The sequence below is a fragment of the Heliomarina baculiformis genome, assembly GCF_019966545.1.
GTDB classification, from domain to species: domain Bacteria; phylum Pseudomonadota; class Alphaproteobacteria; order Rhodobacterales; family Rhodobacteraceae; genus Heliomarina; species Heliomarina baculiformis.
Map to the genome: position 1 here is coordinate 556270 of NZ_JAIMIC010000002.1, position 22873 is coordinate 579142.

At 61.6% G+C, this 22873-nt stretch carries 22 protein-coding genes; 9 read left to right on the top strand and 13 right to left on the bottom strand.

What is annotated here, in order from left to right; translation table 11 throughout:
- Positions 1 to 48 precede the first annotated feature (48 nt).
- Positions 49 to 1047, bottom strand: a complete 999-nt coding sequence (gene trxB, locus MF268_RS06300) for a thioredoxin-disulfide reductase (protein ID WP_238370033.1) — start codon at positions 1045 to 1047, stop codon at positions 49 to 51.
- A 216-nt stretch (positions 1048 to 1263) separates the two neighbouring features.
- On the opposite strand from trxB, the gene MF268_RS06305 reads away from it, so the two are divergent.
- On the top strand, positions 1264 to 1764 hold the full coding sequence (locus MF268_RS06305) for an Lrp/AsnC family transcriptional regulator (protein WP_088634812.1): 501 nt from the start codon (positions 1264 to 1266) through the stop codon (positions 1762 to 1764).
- Positions 1765 to 1820: 56 nt separating this feature from the next.
- Here MF268_RS06305 and MF268_RS06310 read toward each other — a convergent pair whose 3' ends face one another.
- The 5 genes from MF268_RS06310 to lgt all read right to left on the bottom strand — a co-directional run bounded on the left by MF268_RS06310 (position 1821) and on the right by lgt (position 6145).
- Positions 1821 to 2612: a Hint domain-containing protein gene (locus tag MF268_RS06310; RefSeq protein ID WP_088634811.1), complete on the bottom strand. Its 792-nt coding sequence runs from the start codon at positions 2610 to 2612 to the stop codon at positions 1821 to 1823.
- 398 nt (positions 2613 to 3010) lie between these two features.
- Positions 3011 to 3157 (bottom strand): hypothetical protein, encoded by a 147-nt coding sequence (locus MF268_RS06315; RefSeq protein WP_238370034.1) that lies wholly within the window; start codon positions 3155 to 3157, stop codon positions 3011 to 3013.
- 284 nt (positions 3158 to 3441) lie between these two features.
- Positions 3442 to 4197, bottom strand: a complete 756-nt coding sequence (gene pgeF, locus MF268_RS06320; RefSeq protein WP_238370035.1) for a peptidoglycan editing factor PgeF — start codon at positions 4195 to 4197, stop codon at positions 3442 to 3444.
- The gene (locus MF268_RS06325; protein WP_238370036.1) at positions 4194 to 5261 is read right to left on the bottom strand and encodes a class I SAM-dependent methyltransferase; all 1068 of its coding nucleotides are present in this window, start codon (positions 5259 to 5261) and stop codon (positions 4194 to 4196) included. Before MF268_RS06325 ends, pgeF begins: the two co-directional genes overlap by 4 nt.
- Complete coding sequence (gene lgt / locus MF268_RS06330) at positions 5258 to 6145, bottom strand: prolipoprotein diacylglyceryl transferase (protein WP_238370037.1); 888 nt, start codon at positions 6143 to 6145, stop codon at positions 5258 to 5260. The genes MF268_RS06325 and lgt overlap by 4 nt, the downstream gene beginning before the upstream one ends.
- Before the next feature lie 92 nt (positions 6146 to 6237).
- Here lgt and MF268_RS06335 point away from each other — a divergent pair, with 92 nt between their 5' ends.
- From MF268_RS06335 to MF268_RS06350, 4 genes are all read left to right on the top strand, one after another.
- A complete protein-coding gene (locus MF268_RS06335; RefSeq protein WP_238370038.1) occupies positions 6238 to 6486 on the top strand; it encodes an accessory factor UbiK family protein in 249 nt (82 codons plus the stop codon).
- A 279-nt stretch (positions 6487 to 6765) separates the two neighbouring features.
- Entirely contained in the window at positions 6766 to 7266 is a 501-nt protein-coding gene (locus MF268_RS06340; protein WP_238370039.1) for a type III secretion system chaperone family protein, read from the top strand.
- Between the two features lie 36 nt (positions 7267 to 7302).
- A complete protein-coding gene (proC, locus tag MF268_RS06345; RefSeq protein ID WP_238370040.1) occupies positions 7303 to 8118 on the top strand; it encodes a pyrroline-5-carboxylate reductase in 816 nt (271 codons plus the stop codon).
- Positions 8111 to 8449 carry a tRNA-binding protein gene (locus MF268_RS06350; RefSeq protein ID WP_238370041.1) on the top strand — a complete coding sequence of 113 codons (339 nt, stop codon included), beginning with the start codon at positions 8111 to 8113 and terminating at the stop codon, positions 8447 to 8449. Before proC ends, MF268_RS06350 begins: the two co-directional genes overlap by 8 nt.
- A 111-nt stretch (positions 8450 to 8560) precedes the next feature.
- On the opposite strand, the gene MF268_RS06355 is transcribed toward MF268_RS06350, so the two are convergent.
- From MF268_RS06355 to MF268_RS06370, 4 genes are all read right to left on the bottom strand, one after another.
- Positions 8561 to 9166 (bottom strand): thymidine kinase, encoded by a 606-nt coding sequence (locus MF268_RS06355; RefSeq protein ID WP_238370042.1) that lies wholly within the window; start codon positions 9164 to 9166, stop codon positions 8561 to 8563.
- Between the two features lie 22 nt (positions 9167 to 9188).
- Entirely contained in the window at positions 9189 to 10316 is a 1128-nt protein-coding gene (locus tag MF268_RS06360; RefSeq protein WP_238370043.1) for a beta-ketoacyl-ACP synthase III, read from the bottom strand.
- A 566-nt stretch (positions 10317 to 10882) separates the two neighbouring features.
- Positions 10883 to 14257 carry a carbamoyl-phosphate synthase large subunit gene (gene carB, locus MF268_RS06365; protein WP_238370044.1) on the bottom strand — a complete coding sequence of 1125 codons (3375 nt, stop codon included), beginning with the start codon at positions 14255 to 14257 and terminating at the stop codon, positions 10883 to 10885.
- Between the two features lie 220 nt (positions 14258 to 14477).
- Positions 14478 to 15704: a class I SAM-dependent methyltransferase gene (locus MF268_RS06370; protein ID WP_238370045.1), complete on the bottom strand. Its 1227-nt coding sequence runs from the start codon at positions 15702 to 15704 to the stop codon at positions 14478 to 14480.
- A gap of 182 nt (positions 15705 to 15886) precedes the next feature.
- Between MF268_RS06370 and aspS the strand changes: the two genes are divergently transcribed.
- The gene (gene aspS / locus MF268_RS06375; protein WP_238370046.1) at positions 15887 to 17668 is read left to right on the top strand and encodes an aspartate--tRNA ligase; all 1782 of its coding nucleotides are present in this window, start codon (positions 15887 to 15889) and stop codon (positions 17666 to 17668) included.
- Positions 17669 to 17746: 78 nt separating this feature from the next.
- Here the strand turns inward: aspS and MF268_RS06380 are convergent, their stop codons facing one another.
- On the bottom strand, positions 17747 to 18223 hold the full coding sequence (locus tag MF268_RS06380; RefSeq protein ID WP_238370047.1) for a hemerythrin domain-containing protein: 477 nt from the start codon (positions 18221 to 18223) through the stop codon (positions 17747 to 17749).
- A gap of 183 nt (positions 18224 to 18406) precedes the next feature.
- On the opposite strand from MF268_RS06380, the gene MF268_RS06385 reads away from it, so the two are divergent.
- Genes MF268_RS06385 through MF268_RS06395 form a run of 3 tightly spaced genes read left to right on the top strand, consistent with a single transcriptional unit; the run spans position 18407 to position 21793 of the window.
- The gene (locus MF268_RS06385) at positions 18407 to 19780 is read left to right on the top strand and encodes a DUF1800 domain-containing protein (protein WP_238370048.1); all 1374 of its coding nucleotides are present in this window, start codon (positions 18407 to 18409) and stop codon (positions 19778 to 19780) included.
- Positions 19781 to 19790: 10 nt separating this feature from the next.
- A complete protein-coding gene (locus MF268_RS06390; RefSeq protein ID WP_238370049.1) occupies positions 19791 to 20999 on the top strand; it encodes a DUF1501 domain-containing protein in 1209 nt (402 codons plus the stop codon).
- A gap of 44 nt (positions 21000 to 21043) precedes the next feature.
- Positions 21044 to 21793, top strand: coding sequence for a GNAT family N-acetyltransferase (locus MF268_RS06395; protein ID WP_238370050.1), 750 nt, complete (start codon positions 21044 to 21046; stop codon positions 21791 to 21793).
- A 67-nt stretch (positions 21794 to 21860) separates the two neighbouring features.
- Here MF268_RS06395 and MF268_RS06400 read toward each other — a convergent pair whose 3' ends face one another.
- Positions 21861 to 22007, bottom strand: a complete 147-nt coding sequence (locus MF268_RS06400) for a hypothetical protein (RefSeq protein WP_238370051.1) — start codon at positions 22005 to 22007, stop codon at positions 21861 to 21863.
- A 1-nt stretch (position 22008) separates the two neighbouring features.
- Positions 22009 to 22728 (bottom strand): response regulator, encoded by a 720-nt coding sequence (locus MF268_RS06405; protein WP_238370052.1) that lies wholly within the window; start codon positions 22726 to 22728, stop codon positions 22009 to 22011.
- Positions 22729 to 22873 lie beyond the last annotated feature (145 nt).

Here is a 22873-nt window from a genome sequence, read left to right on the forward strand (position 1 = left end):
CCCGGACCTTGGTCCGGGCCGTCTTGTTCGTCAAGCGGGGCGCGGCGCTTATTCGGCGACCGGTGCGCCATAGCCCAATGGCTCGGTCATGTCCTTGCCTTCGGTATCGCCCTGTGCGGCCAGAAACCGTTCGGCATCCAGCGCCGCCATGCAGCCCATGCCCGCGCTGGTCACGGCCTGACGATAGACATGGTCGGTCAGATCGCCTGCGGCAAAGACACCCGGCACCGAGGTTTCCGTGCTGCCGGGGTTGGTTTTGACATAGCCACCGTGATGCAGCTCCAACTGGCCCTGCACCAGTTCCGAGGCGGGGGCGTGGCCGATCGCGACAAAGACGCCCTTGGTCGGGATCTCGGTGATCTCGCCGGTCTTTACATGTTTTACTTTCACCGCTTCCACGCCAAGCGGGCTGTCGGTGCCCACGACCTCTTCGAGCTGGTGGAACCACAGCGGTTCGATCTTGGGATTCTTGGCCAGACGGTCCTGCAGGATCTTTTCCGCGCGCAGTTCGTCGCGGCGGTGGATCAGCGTCACCTTCGAGGCGAAGTTGGTCAGGAACAGCGCCTCTTCGACGGCCGTGTTGCCGCCGCCGATCACCACGATTTCCTGACCGCGATAAAAGAACCCGTCACAGGTCGCACAGGCGGACACGCCAAAGCCCTTGAATTTGTCCTCGGAGGGCAGGCCAAGCCACTTGGCCCGCGCACCGGTGGCAAGGATCACCGCGTCGGCGGTATAGGTCGTGCCGCTGTCGCCCGTGGCGGTGAAGGGGCGTCTCGACAGATCCAGATCGGTGATGATATCGCCGATGATCTCGCAGCCCATCGCCTTGGCATGGGCCTCCATCCGGACCATCAGGTCGGGGCCCTGAACCTCGGTATCGCCGGGCCAGTTTTCGACCTCGGTCGTGGTGGTCAGCTGACCGCCGGGCTCGATGCCCTGCACAAGGATGGGCGACAGCATGGCCCGCGAGGCATAGACGCCCGCCGTATAGCCGGCCGGTCCGGACCCTATGATAAGAACTTTGGTATGACGCGACGTTGCCATGGGAACCCCCGAAAAATGCGATGAGCCGCAAAAGTCAGCCCGGTTCATTGCGATATAACGACGGGGGCTGCGCGCTTAAACCCCCAATTCCGCGAGGTCGATTTGCTCAACGGTTTGGCAAAATTTCGGAATTGGCTGATATAATTTCAATCAGACGAAATATTATTGCGCCCAATTGGGACGCTGCTATAACAAATGCAAATTCAGGAGCGCCGAATGGTCACGACAAGACTTGACCCGATTGATCGCAAAATACTCTCCGAGTTGCAAGACGACGGACGAATGACCAACGTGGAACTGGCCAGACGCGTCGGTATCTCTGCCCCGCCATGCCTGCGTCGTGTGCGCACGCTCGAGGAATCCGGGCTGATCGGCGGCTATCATGCCGATGTGAACGCCCGCGAACTGGGATTCGAGGTGCAGGTCTTTGCGATGGTCGGGCTCGACAGCCAGGCCGAATCCGAATTGTCGGCTTTCGAGGCGCGCTGCCGCAAGTGGCCGCTTGTCCGTGAATGCCACATGCTGAACGGCGAGGTCGATTTCATCCTGAAATGCGTGGCGCCGGATCTTTCCAGTTTTCAGAGCTTTCTGACCGGTGAGCTGCTGACCACGGCCAACGTGGCAAGCGTCAAGACATCGCTGGTGATCCGCGTGGCCAAGGACGAGCCGGGCGTTCCCTTTGACGTGCTCGAAGAACGGCTGAACCGCGACGCCTGAAAACGCAGACAGCCGCCCCGTGGGGGCGGCTGCTTGGCTGTGCCAAAGACTTGAAGTCAGGCGATCATCGCTCCCGAGCCGTGCAGATCCTCGTCCGAGCGCTCAAAGGCGAGCGGCCCGAAATCCCCGAAATGTTCGATATGCGGGAAAAGGTTGAAGAAGATGCTGCGCATCTGCTGGCTGGTGGAGCGCGCCGCGCCGGTGCCGGGGTGGTAGGTTTCGAACTCCAGACCGCCGATACGGATAGTGCAGTGACGCTTTACACAGAGGTGGAACAGTTCAACCGGCGTCGGGGGCGCGGTTTCGATCGCGCTCATCCCGTCGACGAATTCCTGTGCCAGAGTTAGCTTGTGGCCGCTGTCATGGGCGTTGCGAAGGTGCGGCGGTGTGTAAAGGACGCGGGCAGCGCTGCCGACCACGACATCGGATAGCGGGCGCTGCATGCCAAAGGCATCCGCCATGAAGCGGGTCAGGCGCATGTTGCGTCCCTGCGGGCCGGGACGTCCGGGCACCAGCGTCGTGCTGCCTTTCCAGAGCAGTTTCTGAACCGAGCCTTCGGCTGAAATGATCTCGTCTCCGGGTAGCAGATCCTCGACCGCGATATGGCCGGATACGGTGGGGATCAGCGCACCGCGCGAAAAGGCGCAAAAAGCGTCTTCGAACAGGGGCAGGGCAGGGGCGATGTGGCGCGCTTCGGTAAACGACCCATCCGGCAAGAGCGAGGTGACTTCGTAGCGGCGGAGCTGCTGACGAGGTTTATCGCGAAGGTCGGCCGGATTGTTCATATCGGGAGAGGCAGTCTGCACGGCACGATGCGCCGCCAGGGAAAGCGATGTGGGGAGAGTCATTTGTTCCGGCCCTTTTCTTTTGGGTCAGATCTGCGCCGGCCCCCACCGACAACGACAAATCGACGTATTAACGTATTGATCTGCTACACAGGTTAAATGGCGGTATTTCGCTTAATTTGTCAAAGACTGATTGTTATTGGTGTTTGTGCGCAAACAATACCCGAGGTGACTTTCGTTATTGTCCCCACTGGCTTTTCAATCCCGCCACATTTGCGATGAATTAATCGGCAATCTTTCGCTGGTTGTGTATGGACAAGCGAATCTCTTGGGCCATCGTCAGCGAAAGCGGCCCCTGAAAAAACGATACCCGCCCTGTCAAAAACTGACAGGACGGGCATCTAAGCCAGCCGGATAGTTTGGGGCATCGTCCGGTTGGTTGGGCGTATTTCGTGAGTTCGTCAGGCAGAGCGTTGTTTCGACGTCTCCACCTTGGCGCGACGGGCGATCATGGCAGCGCGGTTTGACCCGCGTGACCAGGGCAGGGAAGTTTCCGAATTGCGCGCTGCTGCGACAACGGATTTGATGAAACGGTTATTGTTTTTCATTCTGTCTCTCCTCGTTTGTCGCGGCGCATCCGTTCGCGTTCTCTGTTGTCCGGTGCGTCTTGGTTAATCTCGCGCCTGTTTGAGGCAGAGATATGGCGGCTTTTGGGAGAAACCTGAAATTTTCCTTGCGGGCCAAAATCTCGGTCAGCCTGCAGCAAGTGCACTGGAATCGTTGAGAGATTCAATTCGGCAAAAATTCGGAGATCGCGAGGTGGCACGAGATTGCCGAGAGTCCTCGTCAAGCTTTGCCACATTTGCGACGAATCCCCCGCGGGGGAATCCTATCAAAGCCGGATGACCGAGATCAGCCGCCCGTAATCGGCTTCGCTGCGATGAGTGCTGCGCCGGTAGGAATAGAACCTGTCCGCGTCGGAGTAGGTGCAGTGCCGGGTCCATTCCGCGTGGCCTATTCCCGCGCTGCGCAAGCGGTGCAGCCCGTAGGCGGGCAGGTCGAACATCATCCTGTCGCCTTCACCACCCGCGAAGAAACGGGAATTCTGCGGGTCTTCGGCCATGAAATCGTCAAGGAATTCCGGCCCGACCTCATAGGCCCGCTGGCTGATCGACGGGCCGATCACGGCGTTGATATCTTCGCGATTCGCGCCAACGCTTTCCATCGCGTCCAGCGTCGCCTCGAGCACCCCGTCAAGCGCCCCGCGCCATCCGGCATGGGCCGCGCCGATCACGCCGGCCTCATGGTCGGCAAAGAGCACGGGCTGGCAATCTGCCGTCAGAACGGCAAGCGCAACGCCGGGCGTGGCGCTGACCATCGCATCTGCGCGCGGTATTTCATCGAGTGGGCCGGTGACCGTTATCACATCCGCCGTATGCGCCTGATGGACGCCGACCAGATAGTCGGGAGAAACGCCCATGGCGTCGGCCACCCGATGCCGGTTGATGCTCACGATATCGGTCTGGTCCGAGGACCCGTTGCCGCAGTTCAGCCCCGAGAATATCCCCGAAGACGCGCCGCCCTTGCGCGTAAAGAAGCCGTGGCGCAACGGCGCCAGCGGCTCGGCGGTGAGAATTTCCAGAGTCATACGGTAAGTCCCGGCGGCGGTGGCGCGGTAACGGGAAACAATCCCATCACTTTGAACAGGTTTCCCATTTCTGCAGGGTGCGTCAACCGGCGATGTGCGGCGGTGATCTCGGACAGCGCCTTGTCGCCCGCTCCACGTGCCAATGCCTCGGCCCGCTGCGTAATTCCCAACCGTTCGAGGAACACGCCCTGCGGAGCCAGCCGGCTGTGAGCGCACCCCTCTGCGCGGGCGGCCAGCGCGATGGTCTCGAAATCCACATGGGCGGTCAGATCCGCCTCTCCGGGCCTATGCAGAATGGGGCGCGGTTCGTGATCTTTCAGCGCCTGCACGGTATCGCCCAGCGAATGCCAGTCGCCGTAATCCACGATCAGCGCGGCCCCTCCATGCGCGGCGATGCGGCTGGCAATCGTCTCGGTTACAGATGTTGCGGCCGGAGAGAATTCCACGATGTCGCCGGGCTTTGTATCCTCAAGCCGGTGATCAAGCGCCGGTTGCGCCGCCGCCCCGGCCAGCCCAAGCGTCAGCTCATCGCCCTTCAGCCCAACGCGGCACTCCCTCCAGCCTTCCTCGGCCCGATGAAACTGGCGCAAAGGAAGGGCGTCGTAAAACTCGTTCGCGATAAGGAACAGCGGCGCCTCAGGAAGGTCTGCCACGGACTCGATCCAGGTTGGAGCATAGCTGGCCAGACGCTTTGCCTGCGCCTGTCGCAGAACCGGCGAGGCCTCGACCAGCACAAGTCGCAGGGCGGTCGCAAATCCCGGCACTTTCGACGCGGCGCGCAGCGCGTCCTGCATCAGCGTCCCACGACCGGGCCCCAGTTCCGCGAGGGTAAAGGGCGCGGGGCAGCCCTGATCCATCCATGCCTGCGCCAGCGACAGCCCGATCAGTTCACCGAACATCTGGCTGATCTCGGGCGCGGTGGTGAAATCGCCCGCAGCGCCCAGCGGGTCGCGCGTCACGTAATACCCATAGGTCGGGTGCAACAGGCAATCTGCCATATAGTCGGCGATGCTGATCGGCCCATCGCCGCGGATGCGGGCGGTAATGATGTCGAGAAGGCTCATCGCGCAGGCCTTTTGGCCCGCAGTGCGAAATAAAGCCCCAGCGCGATCATCGGCAGAGAAAGGATCTGCCCCATCGTCAGGCCATACTCGCCGATTTGCCAGGCCAGCCCCAGCGGATTACCCGGTGAGACGAATTGCGCATCCGGCTGGCGAAAGACCTCGACAATGAAACGCGCCAGTCCGTAGCCGGCAAAGAAAACGCCCATCACCAGACCGGGACGGTGAAATGCCCCCCGACGATAGGCAAGCCAGAGCAGAACGGCGCCCAGCAGCAAGCCTTCGAGTGCCGCTTCGTAAAGCTGCGAGGGGTGGCGGGCACATAACTCGGCAACCTGTCCGCAGTCCTGCGCGGCCACCCCTGGAAAAGCGACGCCCCAGGGCAGGTCGGTCGGACGGCCCCAAAGCTCTGCATTGATGAAATTGGCCAGCCGCCCCAGCAGCAGACCCGGCGGCACTGCATGGGCGATCAGGTCTGCCGCGCTCAGGCGGTCGATCTTGTGGCGCGCGGTGAAGAGCCACGCAGCGACCAGAACCCCGATCATGCCACCGTGAAAGGACATGCCGCCCTGCCAGACCCGAAGGATTTCACCCGGATTGGAAAGGTAATAGCCGGGTTGGTAAAAGAGCACGAAGCCAAGCCGCCCGCCAAGGATGATGCCCAGCACCAGATAGAACAACATGTCCTCGATCTGTTTCGGGGTCGTCGGGGGCGTTTCACGCGGCCAGAGCGAGGGCCGCCGCACAGCCCGCACCGCCAGCCCCCAGGCGATGAGGATGCCGACAATATAAGCCAGCGCGTACCAGCGCAGGGCAAGCTCAAAGCCGCCAATCGTAACGGACAGCAGGTCGGGGGAGATATCGGGAAATTCGATCAGGGCTTTCATGCGCGTCTCTTGCCTTTGCTCCTCTGGGCAAGTCAACCTTGCCGCGACGGGTTCGAAGGCCCATATAGGCGTTAACAACCCGGAGATGACAGATGCAGACCCGTAACAAGATTTTCGACGATATCTCGCAACTCATGACCAATGCGATGGGCGTGGCGCAAGGCGCGCGGGACGAAGCTGAGACAGCGATGAAAGGCATGATGGATCGCTGGCTGGCGGATCGCAACTTTGTGACCCGCGAGGAATTCGACGCCGTCCGCGCGATGGCCCAGAAGGCGCGCGAGGAAAACGATGCGCTTTCGGCCCGGATTGCCGCGCTGGAAGCCAAGATCAAGAACTGAGACGCACCGATTCCATGACGAAGCCCGGCTTCCCGCCGGGTCAAAATGTCATTGGCATATCCGCGCGGTCCGGCCCGAGGCTTGCCCGGCCGAGATATTGAGCGTTTTCCAACATGTCCACAACTTATTGCAGTGATCCCCAAAATAGGGGGTTGCCAGAATGTGCGTTGCCGCCCACCATATCTAGTACGGGCACGGGGGGTCGCCCCGGTCCGTAGAGCAGCTACCTAGCGTTTGTAGGTTCAAAAACTACGCCGCTAGAGATCATGAGGTGGCACCATGGCCCTTTCCGAACATTACCTGGAAGAAGACATTCACCCCATCGACATCGTCGAGCATCTGGCAGAACACCACAACTGGGATTTCGATCGCATCGGGGATGACCAGATCGCCATGGCGGTCGAAGGCCAGTGGCGAACCTATTCGATCACCCTTGCATGGTCGGGTTTCGACGAGACCCTGCGGATGGTCTGCACCTTTGAAATGGAACCGCCCGAAGACAAGGTCCAGCCGCTCTACGAACTTTTGAACCACATGAATGATGCGTGCTGGGCGGGCGCCTTTACCTACTGGGCGGAGCAGAAACTGATGGTCTACCGCTACGGGCTTGTCCTCAGCGGCGGCCAGATGGCCAGCCCCGAACAGATTGACACGCTGATCAACACGGCCGTCGGCGCGTCGGAACGCTATTACCCCGCGATCCAGCTGATGGTCTGGGGAGACCGCTCTGCGAAAGAGGCGATGCAGGTCGCCATTGCAGAGGCTTACGGCCGCGCGTAAACCTTCCGCCGGAAACGGCAACAGGAAGGCACGCAAATGGATATGTCGGAAATTGCAGCGCGGGGGCTCGTGCTCCTGGGCTGCGGCAAGATGGGTTCGGCAATGCTGGCCGGCTGGCTCAAGCAGGGGCTTCCAGCAACATCCGTCTGGGTGCTGGATCCAAACCCCTCCGATTGGGTCAAGGCACAGGGTGTGCATGTGAATGCTGATCTGCCCGAGGATCCTGCCATTGTCCTTATCGCCGTCAAACCCCAGATGATGGGCGAGGCGCTGCCGTCGATGAAGGCTCTCGGTAACGGTACGACCCTTTTCGTCTCCGTCGCAGCCGGAACGCCGCTTTCGGCTTTCGAAGCAATCCTTGGAGAAAACACGCCGATCATCCGCGCCATGCCGAACACACCGGCCGCCGTCGGACGCGGCATCAGCGCGATCATCGGCAACGACAAGACAGATGCGAAATCGCTCGACCTCGCCGAAGGTCTGCTGAGCGCGGTCGGTCAGGTCGTCCGGCTGGAAAGTGAAAGCCAGATGGATGCGGTGACAGGGGTCAGCGGCTCCGGCCCGGCCTATGTCTTTCACCTGATCGAAACGCTGGCCGCCGCGGGCGAGGCGCAGGGCCTGTCGCCGGATCTTGCGCTGCAGCTGGCCCGCGCCACCGTCGCCGGGGCCGGTGCCCTGGCCGAAGATGCCGAGGAAACCCCGGCGCAGCTGCGCATCAATGTCACCAGCCCGAACGGGACGACACAGGCGGCGCTCGAAGTCCTTATGGATGAACAGACCGGTTTCCCTCCATTGCTGAAAAAAGCGGTTGCGGCGGCCGCCGACAGGTCCAAGGAGCTTTCCCGTGGCTGAAATAGATTTCGATGACTTCCTTAAGGTGGATGTGCGCGTCGGCACGATCACCCGCGCCGAACCCTATCCCGAAGCGCGTAAACCGGCAATTAAGCTATGGGTCGATTTCGGTGGTGACATCGGTGAGCGCAAGTCCGCTGCCCAGATTACCACACATTACGAACCCGAAGGCTTGATCGGCAAACAGGTCCTGGCCGTGGTCAACTTCCCGCCGCGCCAGATCGGTCGTTTCATGTCCGAAGTGCTGGTCCTCGGCCTGCCGGATGAAGAGGGCGAAGTCGTTCTCATCGGCCCGGATCAGAATGTGCCGAGCGGCGGCCGCCTGCACTGAACGCCGGCCTTGCATGTATTGAGATGTTCCGCTTTCCGTATTTGAAGACGAGAAGAAGATGAGGATGCTCTTTTACTTCTTCTCGTTAAAAATACGGAAAGCGCCGAGATATCAGCTTGTATGACGACCGCGTTCTGCGGTGTCGCCGACGGCTTCGCGCCAGTGACGCCTGCATAGGGAGACGTAGGTTTCGTTGCCGCCGATCTGGACCTGAGCGCCTTCGAGGATGGCCCGTCCATTTTCGTCCTGGCGGATGACCATCGTCGCTTTGCGCCCGCATTTGCAGATCGTGCGGACTTCTCTCATTTCGTCGGCAAGCGCCAGGAGGGTGGCGGAGCCGGGGAAGAGCTCTCCTTTGAAGTCCACTCTCAGCCCATAGGCCAATACCGGCAGTTTCAGGTCATCGACCACGCGGGCAAGTTGCCAGACCTGCGCGGGTTCGAGGAACTGGGCCTCGTCGACAAAGATACAGGCGACCGGGCCGGCTGCGAGCTGTTTTGAGATCCGCTCGAACAGATCGTCGCCCGGGGAAAAAAGGTCTGCCTCTTGTGCGATACCGATACGCGATGCGATCCTCCCGGTGCCGGCGCGGTTGTCTATGCGGGCCGTCAGCAGGTAGGTTTCCATGCCGCTTTCGCGGTAGTTGTGGGATGCTTGCAGCAGAATCGTCGATTTGCCAGCATTCATCGTGGAATAATTGAAAAACAGTTTCGCCACGGGACGTTCTCTTCAGGCGATATTAACCGTGGCGCTCTAGAAGCACCGAGCCCACGGAATAGCCGGCGCCGAAAGAGCAGATCAGGCCCAGATCGCCTTCGGCGAAATCCTCGGAATTCTTAGCAAAGGCGATGATCGATCCAGCAGAGGAGGTATTGGCGTAATCCTGAAGGATATTGGGTTGTTCTCCGGGGGCGGGTTCGCGTCCCAGAACCTTGCGGCCGATGAAATCGTTCATGGATTTGTTGGCCTGATGCAGCCAGAGTCGTTTCAGCTGGTCCGGCTCGACATGTTCCTCCCCGAGGTGGGACATGATGTGCTGGCTGACCATGGGCACGACTTCCTTGAAGACTTTCCGGCCGTTCTGCATGAACTGCATGTCCCGGCGGTCGGCCACGCCATCGGGGCGCGAGCGGCGCAAGAAGCCGTTGTTATTGCGAATGTTATTGGAGAACTCCGTGGCGCAACGGGTCGAGCGGATTTCGAAATAGCCGTCCTTGGCTTCGTCGGCGGGTTCGATGATCGTCGCGGTTGCGACATCGCCAAAGATGAAATGGCAGTCGCGGTCGCGCCATTCCAGGTGGCCCGAGCAGATTTCCGGATTGACCACCAGTGCCCGGTGGGCCGAGCCCGCGCGGACCATGTCGGCGGCGGCCTGAATCCCGAAGGTTGCCGAGGAACAGGCCACGTTCATGTCGAAGGCAAAGCCGCCCGCGCCGATAAGGCTTTGAATTTCCACCGCCACCGCCGGATAAGCGCGTTCCATGTTAGAGGCGGCGCAGATCACCAGATCGATGTCTTCGCCCTTGCGACCGGCCATCGCCAGCGCCTTTTGCGCGGCGTCCAGCGCCATTTCCGCCATCAGCGATGGTTCGTCGTCGCTGCGTTGACGCAGCGCGGGATACATGCGGGTCGGGTCGAGAATGCCTGATTTATCAATCACGTAGCGCTGTTCGATCCCCGAGGCCTTGACGATGAATTCCTCGGAAGAGGGGGCTTTTGCCTCCAGCGTGCCTGCGGCGATCTCATCCGCGTGTTCGGCATTGTACCGCTCGGCATAGGCGTTGAAAGCGGTGACCAGTTCCGCGTTGGTAATGACCTGTTCGGGTGTAAAGACACCGGTTCCGGTTATCGCGGGGATGTGGGGCACCAGAGCTTTCCTTTGCTTGTGTCTGACAAAACTATATCGGGGGCAGGTCGCTCGCAAGGGTTGAGCGGTGGACCGTCCGCCCTGTTAACCGGGAAGGCGGGGAAGGGTAAAGACCCGCGAGGGTTAACGCAGCGGCCGGTAGTGACGCGCGGTTTCAGGCCCGTGCAGCAGCGATGCACAGCCCGTGCACAAGCCGTACACCCCCTGTACACCGCCGCAGTGCAGCAAATGCCAGTGTCGCGTCAGACGAAGGGGACGAGCGGCACCACATTGATGCAGGCGGAAAGGGCCGTCAGGGCAAGAAGGGCGATTGCGATACGCATTGGGACTGCTCCGGTCAATTGGTGTCGGCCACTTTTGCGGCGCTTGTCTTTTAACAGTTCTGGTTGGCCGAAATTGTAGAAAGCTGTCGGTGATGGGGTCAATCAAATCTTGCGGACGCGGCCGGGCAGGGCGCTTTTGGCGAGATTTATATCCGGGGCGTTGGAAATTTGCGACAGGTCTGGCACGGCATCCGGTTATGCCCGGATGCAAAACGGCCCGCCCGAAGGCAGGCCGCGATCCCGTTACCCCTGAAGCGCCTTGACGCCCACGTCCCCTTCGGCCTGCGCCTTGATCGCCTGAGCGGCGGCATGGGCACCGGCGGCGGTGGTGAAATAGGGGATCTTGTCATAAAGCGCGACGGAGCGGATGCCCTTGGAATCCTCGACCGCCTGGGTGCCTTCGGTGGTGTTCATGACGAGGTGGATGCCACCGTCCTTCATCATGTCGACCACGTCGGGGCGGCCCTCGTAGACCTTGTTCACGGCGGTGCAAGGCACGCCATGCCCGTCGAGCCAGGCCTTGGTGCCGCGTGTGGCGACGATGTCAAAGCCAAGCGACACAAGGGTTTGAGCCGCATCCAGCATCTGGGCAGTCTTGTCCATGTCGCGGATCGAGAGAAAGGCGCGGCCTTCACGCGGGAGCGGGTTGCCCGCGCCCATCTGCGCCTTGAGGAAGGCGCGGGGAAAGGAACGGTCCCAGCCCATGACTTCGCCGGTGGAGCGCATTTCCGGCCCCAAGATGGTGTCGACACCGGGGAAACGGGCAAACGGCAGCACCGCCTCTTTCACGGAGAACCACGGCATGTCGGGGTCGGCCAGCGTCATCGGATCACCCAGCGGCAGGACGTCATCGTAATCGGCATCGGTGTCATAGGGCGCGCGCATCGGGAAGTTCGAGAGCGGCTCGCCCGCCATGACACGGGCCGCAATCGAGGCGATGGCGCTGTCGGTGGCCTTTGCGACGAATGGCACGGTGCGCGACGCGCGCGGGTTGACCTCGATCAGGAAGATCTCGTCTTCGCCTTTTTCGTTGGCCTTGACGGCGAACTGCACGTTCATCAGCCCGACGACGTTCAGCCCGTGGGCCAGCGCCTCGGTCTGTTTCTTGATTTCGTCGATGATCTCTTTCGAGAGCGAGTAGGGCGGCAGGGAGCAAGCGCTGTCGCCCGAGTGCACGCCGGCCTCTTCGATATGCTGCATGATGCCGGCCACGTGGACTTGTTTGCCGTCGCAGAGCGCGTCCACGTCCAGCTCGATCGCACCGGAGAGATAGCTGTCGAGCAGCACGGGGCTGTCGCCGGACACCACCACCGCATCGCGGATGTAGCGTTTGAGCTGGTCCATGTCGCGCACGATTTCCATCGCGCGGCCGCCCAGAACGTAAGACGGGCGGATCACCAGCGGAAAGCCGATTTCATCCGCGATTTCAAGCGCTTGCGTGTCGGTCGAGGCGATGCCGTTCTTGGGCTGGCGCAGCCCGAGCCGGTTGACGAGATCCTGGAACCGCTCGCGGTCTTCGGCAAGGTCGATGGCGTCGGGGGTGGTGCCGAGGATCGGGATGCCTTCGGCTTCGAGCGCATTGGCGAGCTTGAGCGGGGTCTGGCCGCCGAACTGGACGATGACGCCGTGCAGCGTGCCGTTGGTCTGTTCGACCCGCAGGATCTCCATTACGTGCTCAAAGGTCAGCGGTTCGAAATAAAGCCGGTCGGAGGTGTCGTAGTCGGTCGACACCGTTTCCGGGTTGCAGTTGACCATGATGGTTTCATAGCCCGCATCGGTGAGGGCGAAACAGGCATGGCAGCAGCAATAGTCGAATTCGATGCCCTGACCGATCCGGTTCGGACCGCCGCCGAGGATCACGACCTTTTTGCGATCGGAGGGGCGGGCTTCGCATTCGACCTCGCCATAGACCGGGGTTTCATAGGTCGAATACATGTAAGGCGTCTGGGCCTCGAATTCGGCGGCGCAGGTGTCGATCCGTTTGAAGACCGCGTTCACGTCGAGATTGCGGCGGGCCCGGCGCACGTTGTCTTCGTCGCGACCGGTAAGCTTGCCAAGACGGGCATCGGTAAAGCCCATCATCTTGACTGCGCGCAGGCCTTCGCTGGTGGTAGGCAGGCCGTTTTTGCGCAGGTCGGCCTCGGTTTCGACGATTTCGCGGATCCGGGCAAGGAACCACGGGTCGAACATGGTGACGCCGTGGATGTCGATATCGCTCATGCCGTGGCGCATGGCCTGCGCAATGGTGCGCATCCGGTCCGGGGTTTGCTGGCTGATCGCCTTGACTAGCGCGGCCTTGTTATCTGCAGAATCCTCGGGCTGGGAGGCGTCGAACCCGGCGATTTCGATCTCGTCGAAACCGGTCAGGCCGGATTCCATCGAGGCGAGTGCCTTTTGCAGCGATTCGTGGATGGTGCGGCCGATGGCCATGGCCTCGCCCACGGATTTCATTGCGGTGGTGAGTTCGGGCTTGGAGCCGGGGAATTTCTCGAAGGCGAACTTCGGGATCTTGGTGACCACGTAGTCGATTGTCGGCTCGAAGGAGGCCGGGGTGACCTTGGTGATGTCATTGTCGAGCTCGTCCAGCGTGTAGCCGACGGCGAGCTTGGCCGCGATCTTGGCGATGGGGAAGCCGGTGGCCTTGGAGGCCAGCGCCGAGGAGCGGGAGACACGCGGGTTCATCTCGATCACGACCATGCGGCCGTCTTCAGGGTTGATCGCCCATTGCACGTTGGAACCGCCGGTTTCGACGCCGATTTCGCGCAGCACGGCGATCGAGCCGTTGCGCATGATCTGGTATTCCTTATCGGTCAGCGTGAGGGCCGGGGCGACGGTGATCGAATCGCCGGTGTGCACGCCCATCGGGTCGACGTTCTCGATGGAGCAGACGATGATCGCGTTGTCGGCGGTGTCGCGCACCACCTCCATTTCGAACTCTTTCCAGCCGAGCAGGGATTCATCGACGAGGATCTGGCCCATCGGCGAGGCATCCATGCCTGAGCGGCAGTAATGTTCGTAGTCGTCGCGGTTATAGGCGACGCCGCCGCCGGTGCCGCCAAGGGTAAAGGCAGGGCGGATGATCGCGGGCAGGCCCACATGTTCGAGCGCCTCGAGCGCGAGCTGCACCCCGGCGTTGAGGTCTTTCTTGCCATTGGCGCCGGTCGGGGCGGTCACGATGGTCGCCTTGGGGTTTTCGATGCCGAGCCGATCCATCGCTTCGCGGAACAGCGCGCGATCTTCGGCCATTTCAATGGCTTCGCGCTTGGCGCCGATCATTTCGACGCCGAATTTTTCCAGCACGCCCATCTCTTCGAGGGCCAGCGAGGTGTTCAGGCCGGTCTGCCCGCCCATGGTCGGCAGGAGCGCGTCGGGGCGTTCCTTTTCGATGATCTTGGCCACGACCTCGGGGGTGATCGGTTCGATATAGGTGGCGTCGGCCAGGCCCGGGTCGGTCATGATCGTGGCGGGGTTGGAGTTCACGAGGATGACCCGGTAGCCTTCTTCGCGCAGGGCTTTGCAGGCCTGTGCGCCGGAATAGTCGAACTCGCAGGCCTGTCCGATGATGATGGGGCCGGCGCCGATGATCATGATGGATTTGATATCGGTTCTTTTTGGCATGTCACGGCCCCTCTTGAATTGCAATGCGGGGAGCGCGGCTGGCAGGCGCGCCCAAATTGTCCTGCGTTATAGGCATGGAGCAAGCAGGTGCAAGGGGGCGTTTGCGCCTCATTTGCCGCGTGGCGCCTGTGGAGGTCCGGGGCAAAAGTTTTCATGCCTCCGGCGGGGATATTTTAAGACCCAAAGAAGGGGCGGGACGCTCCGCCGGGGGCGTGTGGGCTTATTCCGCTGCCTGACGTCTTGGGCCGTGATCGTGGTAAAGGTAATCGCGGGTGATCGGGACCGCGTCGCGCCGGTGGGTCAGCTGGAACTGGAATACTGCCTGCTTCTGTTCCTCGAAGGCAAGAAAGCAGACCGTCAGGTAGTAACGCCACATGCGGATGAAGCGGTCGTCATGGGTTTCGCGCACCTTGTCGATATTGGTATCGAAGCGCTGCAGCCAGTGCCGCAGGGTCATCGCGTAATGAAGGCGCAGCACTTCGAGATCGGTATTCCAGAGGCCGGATTTCTCGATCGCCGGGGCAAGTTCCGACAGGGAGGGAACATAGCCGCCGGGGAAGATGTACTTGGTGATCCATTCGGATTCCGCCATCGGCGGGCCACTGCGCCCGATGGTGTGGATCAGGGCAATGCCATCGGGGGTCAGCAGGTCACCTACCTTGTCAAAATATTCCGCGTAATGAGGCAGGCCCACATGTTCGAGCATGCCGACCGATACGATGCGGTCGAAGGGTTCGTTGATTTCGCGGTAGTCGATCAGGCGGAAGTCGATGACATCGGAGAGGCCCTGTTCGGCGGCGCGTTCGCGGGCGAGGGCGAGTTGTTCGCTGGAGAGTGTGACCCCGGTTACGCGGGCGCCGTAGTCGCGGGCAAGGGTGATGGCCATGCCGCCCCAGCCGCAGCCGATGTCGAGCACACGCATCCCGGGTTCGATATGCAGTTTCTGCGCGATATGGGTCTTTTTCGCGATCTGCGCCTCTTCGAGCGACATCGCGGGATCGGTGAAATAGGCGCAGCTGTATTGCATGTCCTCGTCGAGGAAGAGCCGGTAGAAATCGTTGGAAAGGTCGTAATGGTGCGAGACGTTGGAGCGGGCCAGTTCCGGGGTGTTGCGCTGGATCCAGCGGCCGAGAGCGAAACGGGTGCGGTCGGCGAATTGCACCCAGGGCGGCATGACGCTGGTATAGGCGTTGCGCAGGACCAGTTTGATCAGACCTTCGATGTCGTTGTCTTCGATGGTGAGGCGTTCATCCATGTAAGCCTCGCCGAGAGCGAGATCGGGATGGGTGCAGAGGCCCTTGAACAGCGCCTTGTCTTGTATGTGGATGGCGGCAGTAAGGGTGCCACCGGGGCCGAAGGTCCGTGTCCGTCCGTCTGGATAGGTGACGCGTAGTTCTCCGCTCTGGATCAGCCGCGACACCATTTTTTCAAAAATGGTTTGCCACATCTCATTCACCCGAGAAAGTTTTTGTTAACACTTTTATCAAGCGCGGTCAGAAGAATAGCTCTCGAACGGCATATTCCAAACATTTTTTTGATAAATGCCGGGATTCGCGGGGGGGCCTTGACTTCCGGTGGCTGTCGGGCTGTATCGGCGCGACCCGCCAAACGCCCTTGAAGGATTGAGTAATGCACGCATATCGCAGCCATACCTGCGCCGACCTGACTGCCCAAAATGTGGGCGAAACCGTTCGCCTGTCGGGCTGGGTGCACCGGGTCCGCGACCACGGGGGCATTCTTTTCATCGACCTGCGCGACCATTACGGCGTGACCCAGGTGCTGTGCGATCCCGACAGCGCGGCCTTTGCCGAGGTGGAAAAGGTGCGCTCGGAATGGTGTATCCGCATCGATGGTGAGGTGAAGGCGCGTGATCCGGAACTGGTGAACCCCAAGCTGCCGACCGGCGAGATCGAGGTGTTCATTCGCGACATCGAGGTCCTGGGCGCGTCGAAAGAGCTGCCGCTGATCGTGTTCGGCGATCAGGAATATCCCGAGGAAACCCGTCTGCGCTATCGTTACCTCGACCTGCGCCGCGAGGCGATGCAGCGCAACATGACCCTGCGTTCCGACGTGGTGGCGAGCATTCGCAAGCGCATGTGGGATCGCAAGTTCCGCGAATACCAGACACCGATCATCACCGCCTCGTCGCCCGAGGGCGCGCGCGACTTTCTTGTGCCGAGCCGTTTGCACCCGGGCAAGTTCTACGCGCTGCCGCAGGCGCCGCAGCAATTCAAGCAGTTGATTATGGTGTCGGGCTTTGACAAGTATTTCCAGATCGCGCCCTGTTTCCGCGATGAGGACCCGCGCGCCGATCGCTCGCCCACCGATTTCTACCAGCTCGATATGGAGATGTCCTTTGTCGAGCAGCAGGATGTGTTCGACACGATCTCGCCGGTGATCGCGGGCGTGTTCGAGGAATTCGGCGGCGGCAAGAAAGTCGATGCGCCGGCTGAGTGGCCGCAGATTTCTTATCGTGATGCGGCGCTCTGGTATGGCACCGACAAGCCCGACCTGCGCAACCCGATCAAGATGCAGGTGGTCTCCGAGCATTTTGCCGGATCCGGTTTTGCGATTTTTGCCAAGCTGTTGGAGCAGGAAGGCACCGAGATCCGCGCTATCCCTGCGCCGACGGGCGGGTCGCGCAAGTTCTGTGATCGGATGAACGCATTTGCCCAGAAAGAGGGCCTGCCGGGGATGGGGTATATCTTCTGGCGGGATCAGGGCGATGGTATGGAGGCAGCAGGGCCACTGGCCAAGAACATCGGCCCCGAGCGGACCGAGGCGATCCGGCAGCAACTGGGCCTTGGCGTCGGCGATGCGGCGTTCTTCCTTGGCGGCAAGCCGGCGGCGTTCCAGACCGTCGCGGGCAAGGCGCGCACCGTCATCGGCGAGGAACTGGGCCTGACCGACACGGACCGTTTTGCCTTTGCGTGGATCGTCGATTTCCCGATCTACGAGAAGGACGAGGAAACCGGCAAAATCGATTTCGAGCATAACCCGTTCTCCATGCCGCAGGGCGGGATGGCGGCGCTGGAAGGCGATCCGCTCGAGGTGCTGGGGTACCAGTATGACCTCGCCTGCAACGGTTACGAACTCGTGTCGGGCGCGATCCGTAACCACCGCCCGGAGATCATGTTCAAGGCGTTTGAGATTGCCGGTTACGGTAAGGAAGAGGTCGAGAAACGCTTTGGCGGCATGGTCAATGCGTTCCAGTATGGCGCACCGCCGCACGGGGGCTGTGCCGCCGGAATCGACCGGATCGTAATGCTGCTGGCGGATGAGGCGAATATCCGTGAAGTCATCATGTTCCCGATGAATCAGCGGGCCGAAGACCTGATGATGAACGCGCCGTCGGATCCCACAAGCGACCAGCTCATGGAGCTGGGGCTGCGGGTTATTCCGAAGGAATGACAACGGTTTAGGTAAGAAAAAGGCCGTGGCGGGGTAGGTTCCGCCACGGCCTTTTTGCGTCTTTCAGGCTTTCGCCTGTCAGTCTTCAAGACTGTCTTCGCGTTTCTTGGCGATCAGTTTGACCTCTTCGGCCTTGCGGGCCTCGAACCGGTCGCCAAAGCCTTTGAGGTCGGACTCATCGATGACTTCGCGGGCGCGGGAGAACACCTCGTCTTCTTCCTCGTCTATGTGATGTTCGTAATCGTGGCGTAGTTTCTTGAACTTTTGCAGCCAGCCGCCAAGGCTCATGTCCATTTCGTTCAGCTCTTCCATGATATCGTCGAGCTGCTGGTGTTCGTGGACGGAATGGCGGGCCGCGTCCTGACCCCATGTCTTGGAAATCAGCTTGGAATAGAATGTTTCCTCTTCGGCGGCGGCATGACTTTTGACATCGCGGTAGAATTCATCCCAGGCGTCGCGGCGGTCGTTGCTGTCGCCGGAGGTATGTTCGATCCGGTCGAGAAGCTTGCGGTGATTGTCGTGATCTGCCTTGATGGCGCTGTAAATGTCGGTCATCTGGGTGCTCCCTTTAAATGTGCGAAGGAAACGCGGCGAGGGGCCTTCGGGTTTCGCGAAAAATTGCCGCGCTCGCGACGGATTTCCGGCTCTTGTGCGTTATATCCGTGAGAGCGGTGAATCATCGCGACGAACTGCCGCCAAGTCCCGGGTCTTTGGGACACGTGCCAAGGGGTTAGAAACATGGGTTTTTCCGCACAGCTTGCCGAAGTGCGATTTGGCTATGGCATGTCGCCGGTGGTCGCGCCGCCTGCTTCGCCCGAGGCTATGCTGACCGCGCTTGCGGCGCCGGACGAAATGGCCACGCGGTTTCCCATCGACAGCTTTGACCGGTTCAGCGCCTGGGTGGTCGAAACGCGCAAACTGCGCAAGGCGTTTCAAAAAACCAAGAACCAGGAAAAACGTGAGGCCTATCGCGCCGCGCGCCGCGCGCAGAACGAGGTGGGCATGGAATGGGCGATGCGGGCAATGCTGCGTTGCACCCATACGCAAAGCGGATTTCGCGAGCGGCTTGTTGCCTTCTGGGCCGATCATTTCACAGCCAAAGGCAAGATCGGGCTGCTGCGCACGGCGACCGCGCCTTATATCGAGGATGCGATCCGGCCAAATGTGACGGCCACTTTCGGTGATATGCTGAGCGCCGTGGTGACGCATCCGCTGATGCTGCATTTCCTTGATCAGAACCGCTCTACCGGGCCGAACAGCAAGGCGGTGAAGCGCAATGACCGGCTGGAAGGGCTGAACGAAAACCTCGCCCGTGAGGTGATGGAGCTGCACACGTTGGGGGTGGGCGGGCCTTACAGTCAGGATGACGTGCGCCAACTGGCCGAACTGTTTACCGGCCTGACCTTTGGATTTGGCGAGGGGTTCCGGTTTCGACGGGGTTTTGCCGAGCCCGGGGCGGAGCAGATCATGGGCAAGAGTTACGGCGGCGATCCGGCGCGGCTTGAACCGGTGCTTGAGGCGCTGAATGACCTTGCGGTGCATCCGGTGACCGCGCGCCATATCGCGTCGAAACTGGCGGTGCATTTCGTGTCGGACACGCCGGATGAAGGTCTGGTGACGCATGTGACCGAGCGCTACCTGGCGAGCGGCGGCGATCTGATGGCGGTCTACACTGCGCTGCTGGAACACCCCGCCGCCTGGGATACGCCGCGCGGCAATGTCAAACCGCCGGTGGATTTCATCGCCTCGGGCTGGCGGGCGCTGGCGGTCGATCCTGACCATGTGGCGCGGCTGCGGCGGCGCGATATGCGCCGAACGCTGGTCAATCCGCTGCGCGACATGGGCCAGCCCTGGCAGGATCCGAACGGGCCGGACGGCTGGCCAGAGCAGGACGCGGCATGGATCACGCCGCAGGGCGTGGCGATGCGGCTGCGCTGGGCGGTGAGCGCGCCGCAGGTGCTTTGCCCGGATCTGCCCGAGCCGATGGGGTTTGTCGCCTCGACCCTTGGCGATTTCGCCGATGAACACGTGCAATTTGCCGCGCGCGCCGCAGAGAGCCAGTCCGATGCGATCGGGATGGTGCTGGCCGCGCCTGCCTTCCAGAGACGATAGGAGACACGAGATGACCAAGGCCCTTTCCCGCCGCGCTTTTCTTGCCCGGTCGTCGCTGATTGGCTGTTCGATTGCGGCCTCTCCCCTGCTGACGCCAATGAGCTTTGCCGCCGCGCCGTGGGACACACGGCTGGTGGTGATCATCCTGCGCGGTGCGATGGACGGTCTGGATGTGGTGCGCCCCTATGGTGCGCCGGAGTATTCAGAGCTGCGCGGGGCGCTGGGCGGAGAAGCGCCCGACCTTGATGGGTTCTTTGCGCTGCATCCGGCGCTGGTCCGGCTTATGCCGCTTTGGGCCAAGGGGCAGTTGGGATTTGTGCACGCGGTTTCAACGCCTTATCGCGACAAGCGAAGCCATTTCGACGGTCAGGATCTGCTCGAGGCGGGGACCGATGCGTTGAACGGTTCGCGCGATGGCTGGCTCAACCGGATGCTGGGCGAGGTGGGCGGCGTTGAGGCGCGCACCGCTTTCGCCATCGGTCACGGCGAGATGAAGGTGCTGAACGGGCCGGCGCCTGTTGCCGACTGGTCGCCTGACGCCAACCTTGTGCTGAGCCCGCAGGCGCTGCGGCTGGCGCAGATGGTGATGCAGGACGATCCGGCCTTTCACGCGGCGCTGACCGAGGCGCTGATGCTCTCGGACATGGATGAGGAACCCGGCCCGTTGAGCGTGACAGTTGACGAGGACGAACCGATGGCGCCGCCGCCGACGCCGCCCTCGAAAGCGCATCTGAAAGTGGCTGAATTCACCGCGGATCAGCTACGCAACGATACGAGGATCGCCTCCTTTTCGATCAATGGCTGGGACACGCATAACAACCAGAGCCGCGCGATCCAGCCCGCGCTGGGGCGGCTGGCGGATACGATCCTTGCCTTGCAGGCTGGGGTGGGCGAGGCGGTCTGGCAAAAGACCGCGGTGGTTGCGATGACGGAATTCGGGCGCACCGCGCGGCTGAATGGTACCGGCGGCACCGACCACGGGACCGGCGGCGCGATGATCTTGGCAGGCGGCGCCATTCGCGGCGGTCGCGTTTACGGGGACTGGCCCGGGCTGGACGAGGCAAGCCTTTTCGAGCGGCGCGACCTTATGCCCACGCAGGATGTGCGCGCCCCGGCGGCCTGGATCCTGCGCGGCATGGCCGGTCTGGATCAGGCTACGCTTGAAAGGGTCGTGTTTCCGGGCTTGCAAATGGGCGCGGACCCCGGTCTTTTATTATGATTTCAGGGCTTTGCCTTGCTTATGGAAGGTCATAGAGTCAATAGATGAGCAATCTCAGCGTTTCCCGCCCCATCGGTCTGCCCGTGCCTGACTGGACCCCGCCGCCCCGTCCCGAAGGTGCGGTGCTTGAGGGGCGCTATGCCCGCCTTGAGCCCCTGAGTGCCGAGGATCACGCCGCGCTTTTGTTTGCGGCCTATGATGGCGAGGACTGGCTGTGGGATTACATGCCGGTCGGGCCGTTTTCCTCGGCCTCGATGTACCATCGCTGGGTCAAAGAGGCGACCGCGGATCCGGAGCTTTGTTTTTATGCGGTCAAGGATCTGGAGACTGGGCAGTACGGTGGCGTTGCGTCGTACCTCCGGATCGATCCGGCAGCCGGTTCGATCGAGGTCGGCAATATCAATTATGCACCGCGCCTGCAGCGGACCCGCGCGGCGACCGAGGCGATGGCGCTGATGATGCGCTGGGCCTTCGAAGCTGGCTATCGACGCTACGAGTGGAAGTGCAACGCGCTGAACATGCCGTCGCGGGCGGCGGCGCAGCGGCTTGGGTTCAGTTACGAGGGCGTTTTCCGTCAGGCGCTCGTGGTGAAGGGGCGCAATCGTGACACCGCGTGGTTCGCGGCGATCGACCGGGAGTGGCCCGCCTTGTCTGCCGCCTATGCAGAATGGCTGTCCCCAGACAACTTCGATGCCGAAGGCCGCCAGATCGAACGGCTGAGCGATCTGACCCGCAAGATTCGGGTGTCGGACGACCCGGCGCTGCTGGATCAGGGATTGCCGCCCGAAGCCTGATCGATTTGCCCAAAGAGAAACCTGAAATCGGTTTGAATCCGGGCTACTAGCGCTCGATCCTGATGTTTTAGTCAGCCGGGTCGAGGATGATCGTGCCAAGGGCAGCGATGCCGCTTTCTTCTCGGTGTTTGCGTATTTCGCGGGCGGCTTTGCGGGCTTGCACGTAAAGGGCGACGAGCATGGCGAAGAGGGCGATCAGAAATGTTTCGATCATATCAAATGGCCTTTCTCTGTTGCAGTCTTTCGTTGACAAGCCCGGCAATCAGAGCGGTCGCGGGGCCGACAGGCGTGCCATCACGGCGTGATTTCGCAAGGTTGTCGGCCGCCTCGGCCAGCGGCGTGTCATCGACGCTGCGGGCTATGCCACCAATGAACTGCGCAAGATAATCGAGTGTTCCGCCCTCGGTATCCGCGCTCAGGACATCGGCCACATGTGCCAGATCGTCCTGAAGCGCGATCGGGTCCGGTTCTACGACAACCTCGCTGACGGGGTGCAGGGTGAACGGACGTCGCTCGGGCGGCAGGCGCCCGATGATCACCGACTGGAACACCGCAAGAGAAGTGATTGGCTTGGCAAGGAAATCATCCGCCCCGGCCGCCATCGCGGCCTGTTCAGCGTTGTCATCGCCGGAGGTTGCCAGCAGGATACCGACGCGGGGCGCGGCGCGGTTCAGTTCCGAGATAAGTTCAAGCCCGGACCCATCGGGCAGACCAAGATCGACGATCACCGCCGAGGGGCGATAGACCTGAAGATGGCGCCGAGCGGATTTCAGGCAATCGGCGCGACGGATGCGCGCCCCGCTGCGCAGGCACAAAAGACGCATGGTTTCGCTGGCGTAACGGCTGTCTTCCACCACCAGGATCGTCAGGCCCAGCAACGGACGGCTGGCAGTCGGCATGGTGTGGGGCTGCTGAAGCGGATCCGAATCGGCCATGACAAAGTTCCTTTCGATTGCCTGGCTCTAGGCTAGGCACCGGTGGCTAACGCGAGGTTAACAGGCGGCTTTCGCCGCGCGGCAGGCTGCGACAATGCTGGGCTTGCTCTTGGCCGGGCGGGGCCTCATAACCGGGCGGGATATT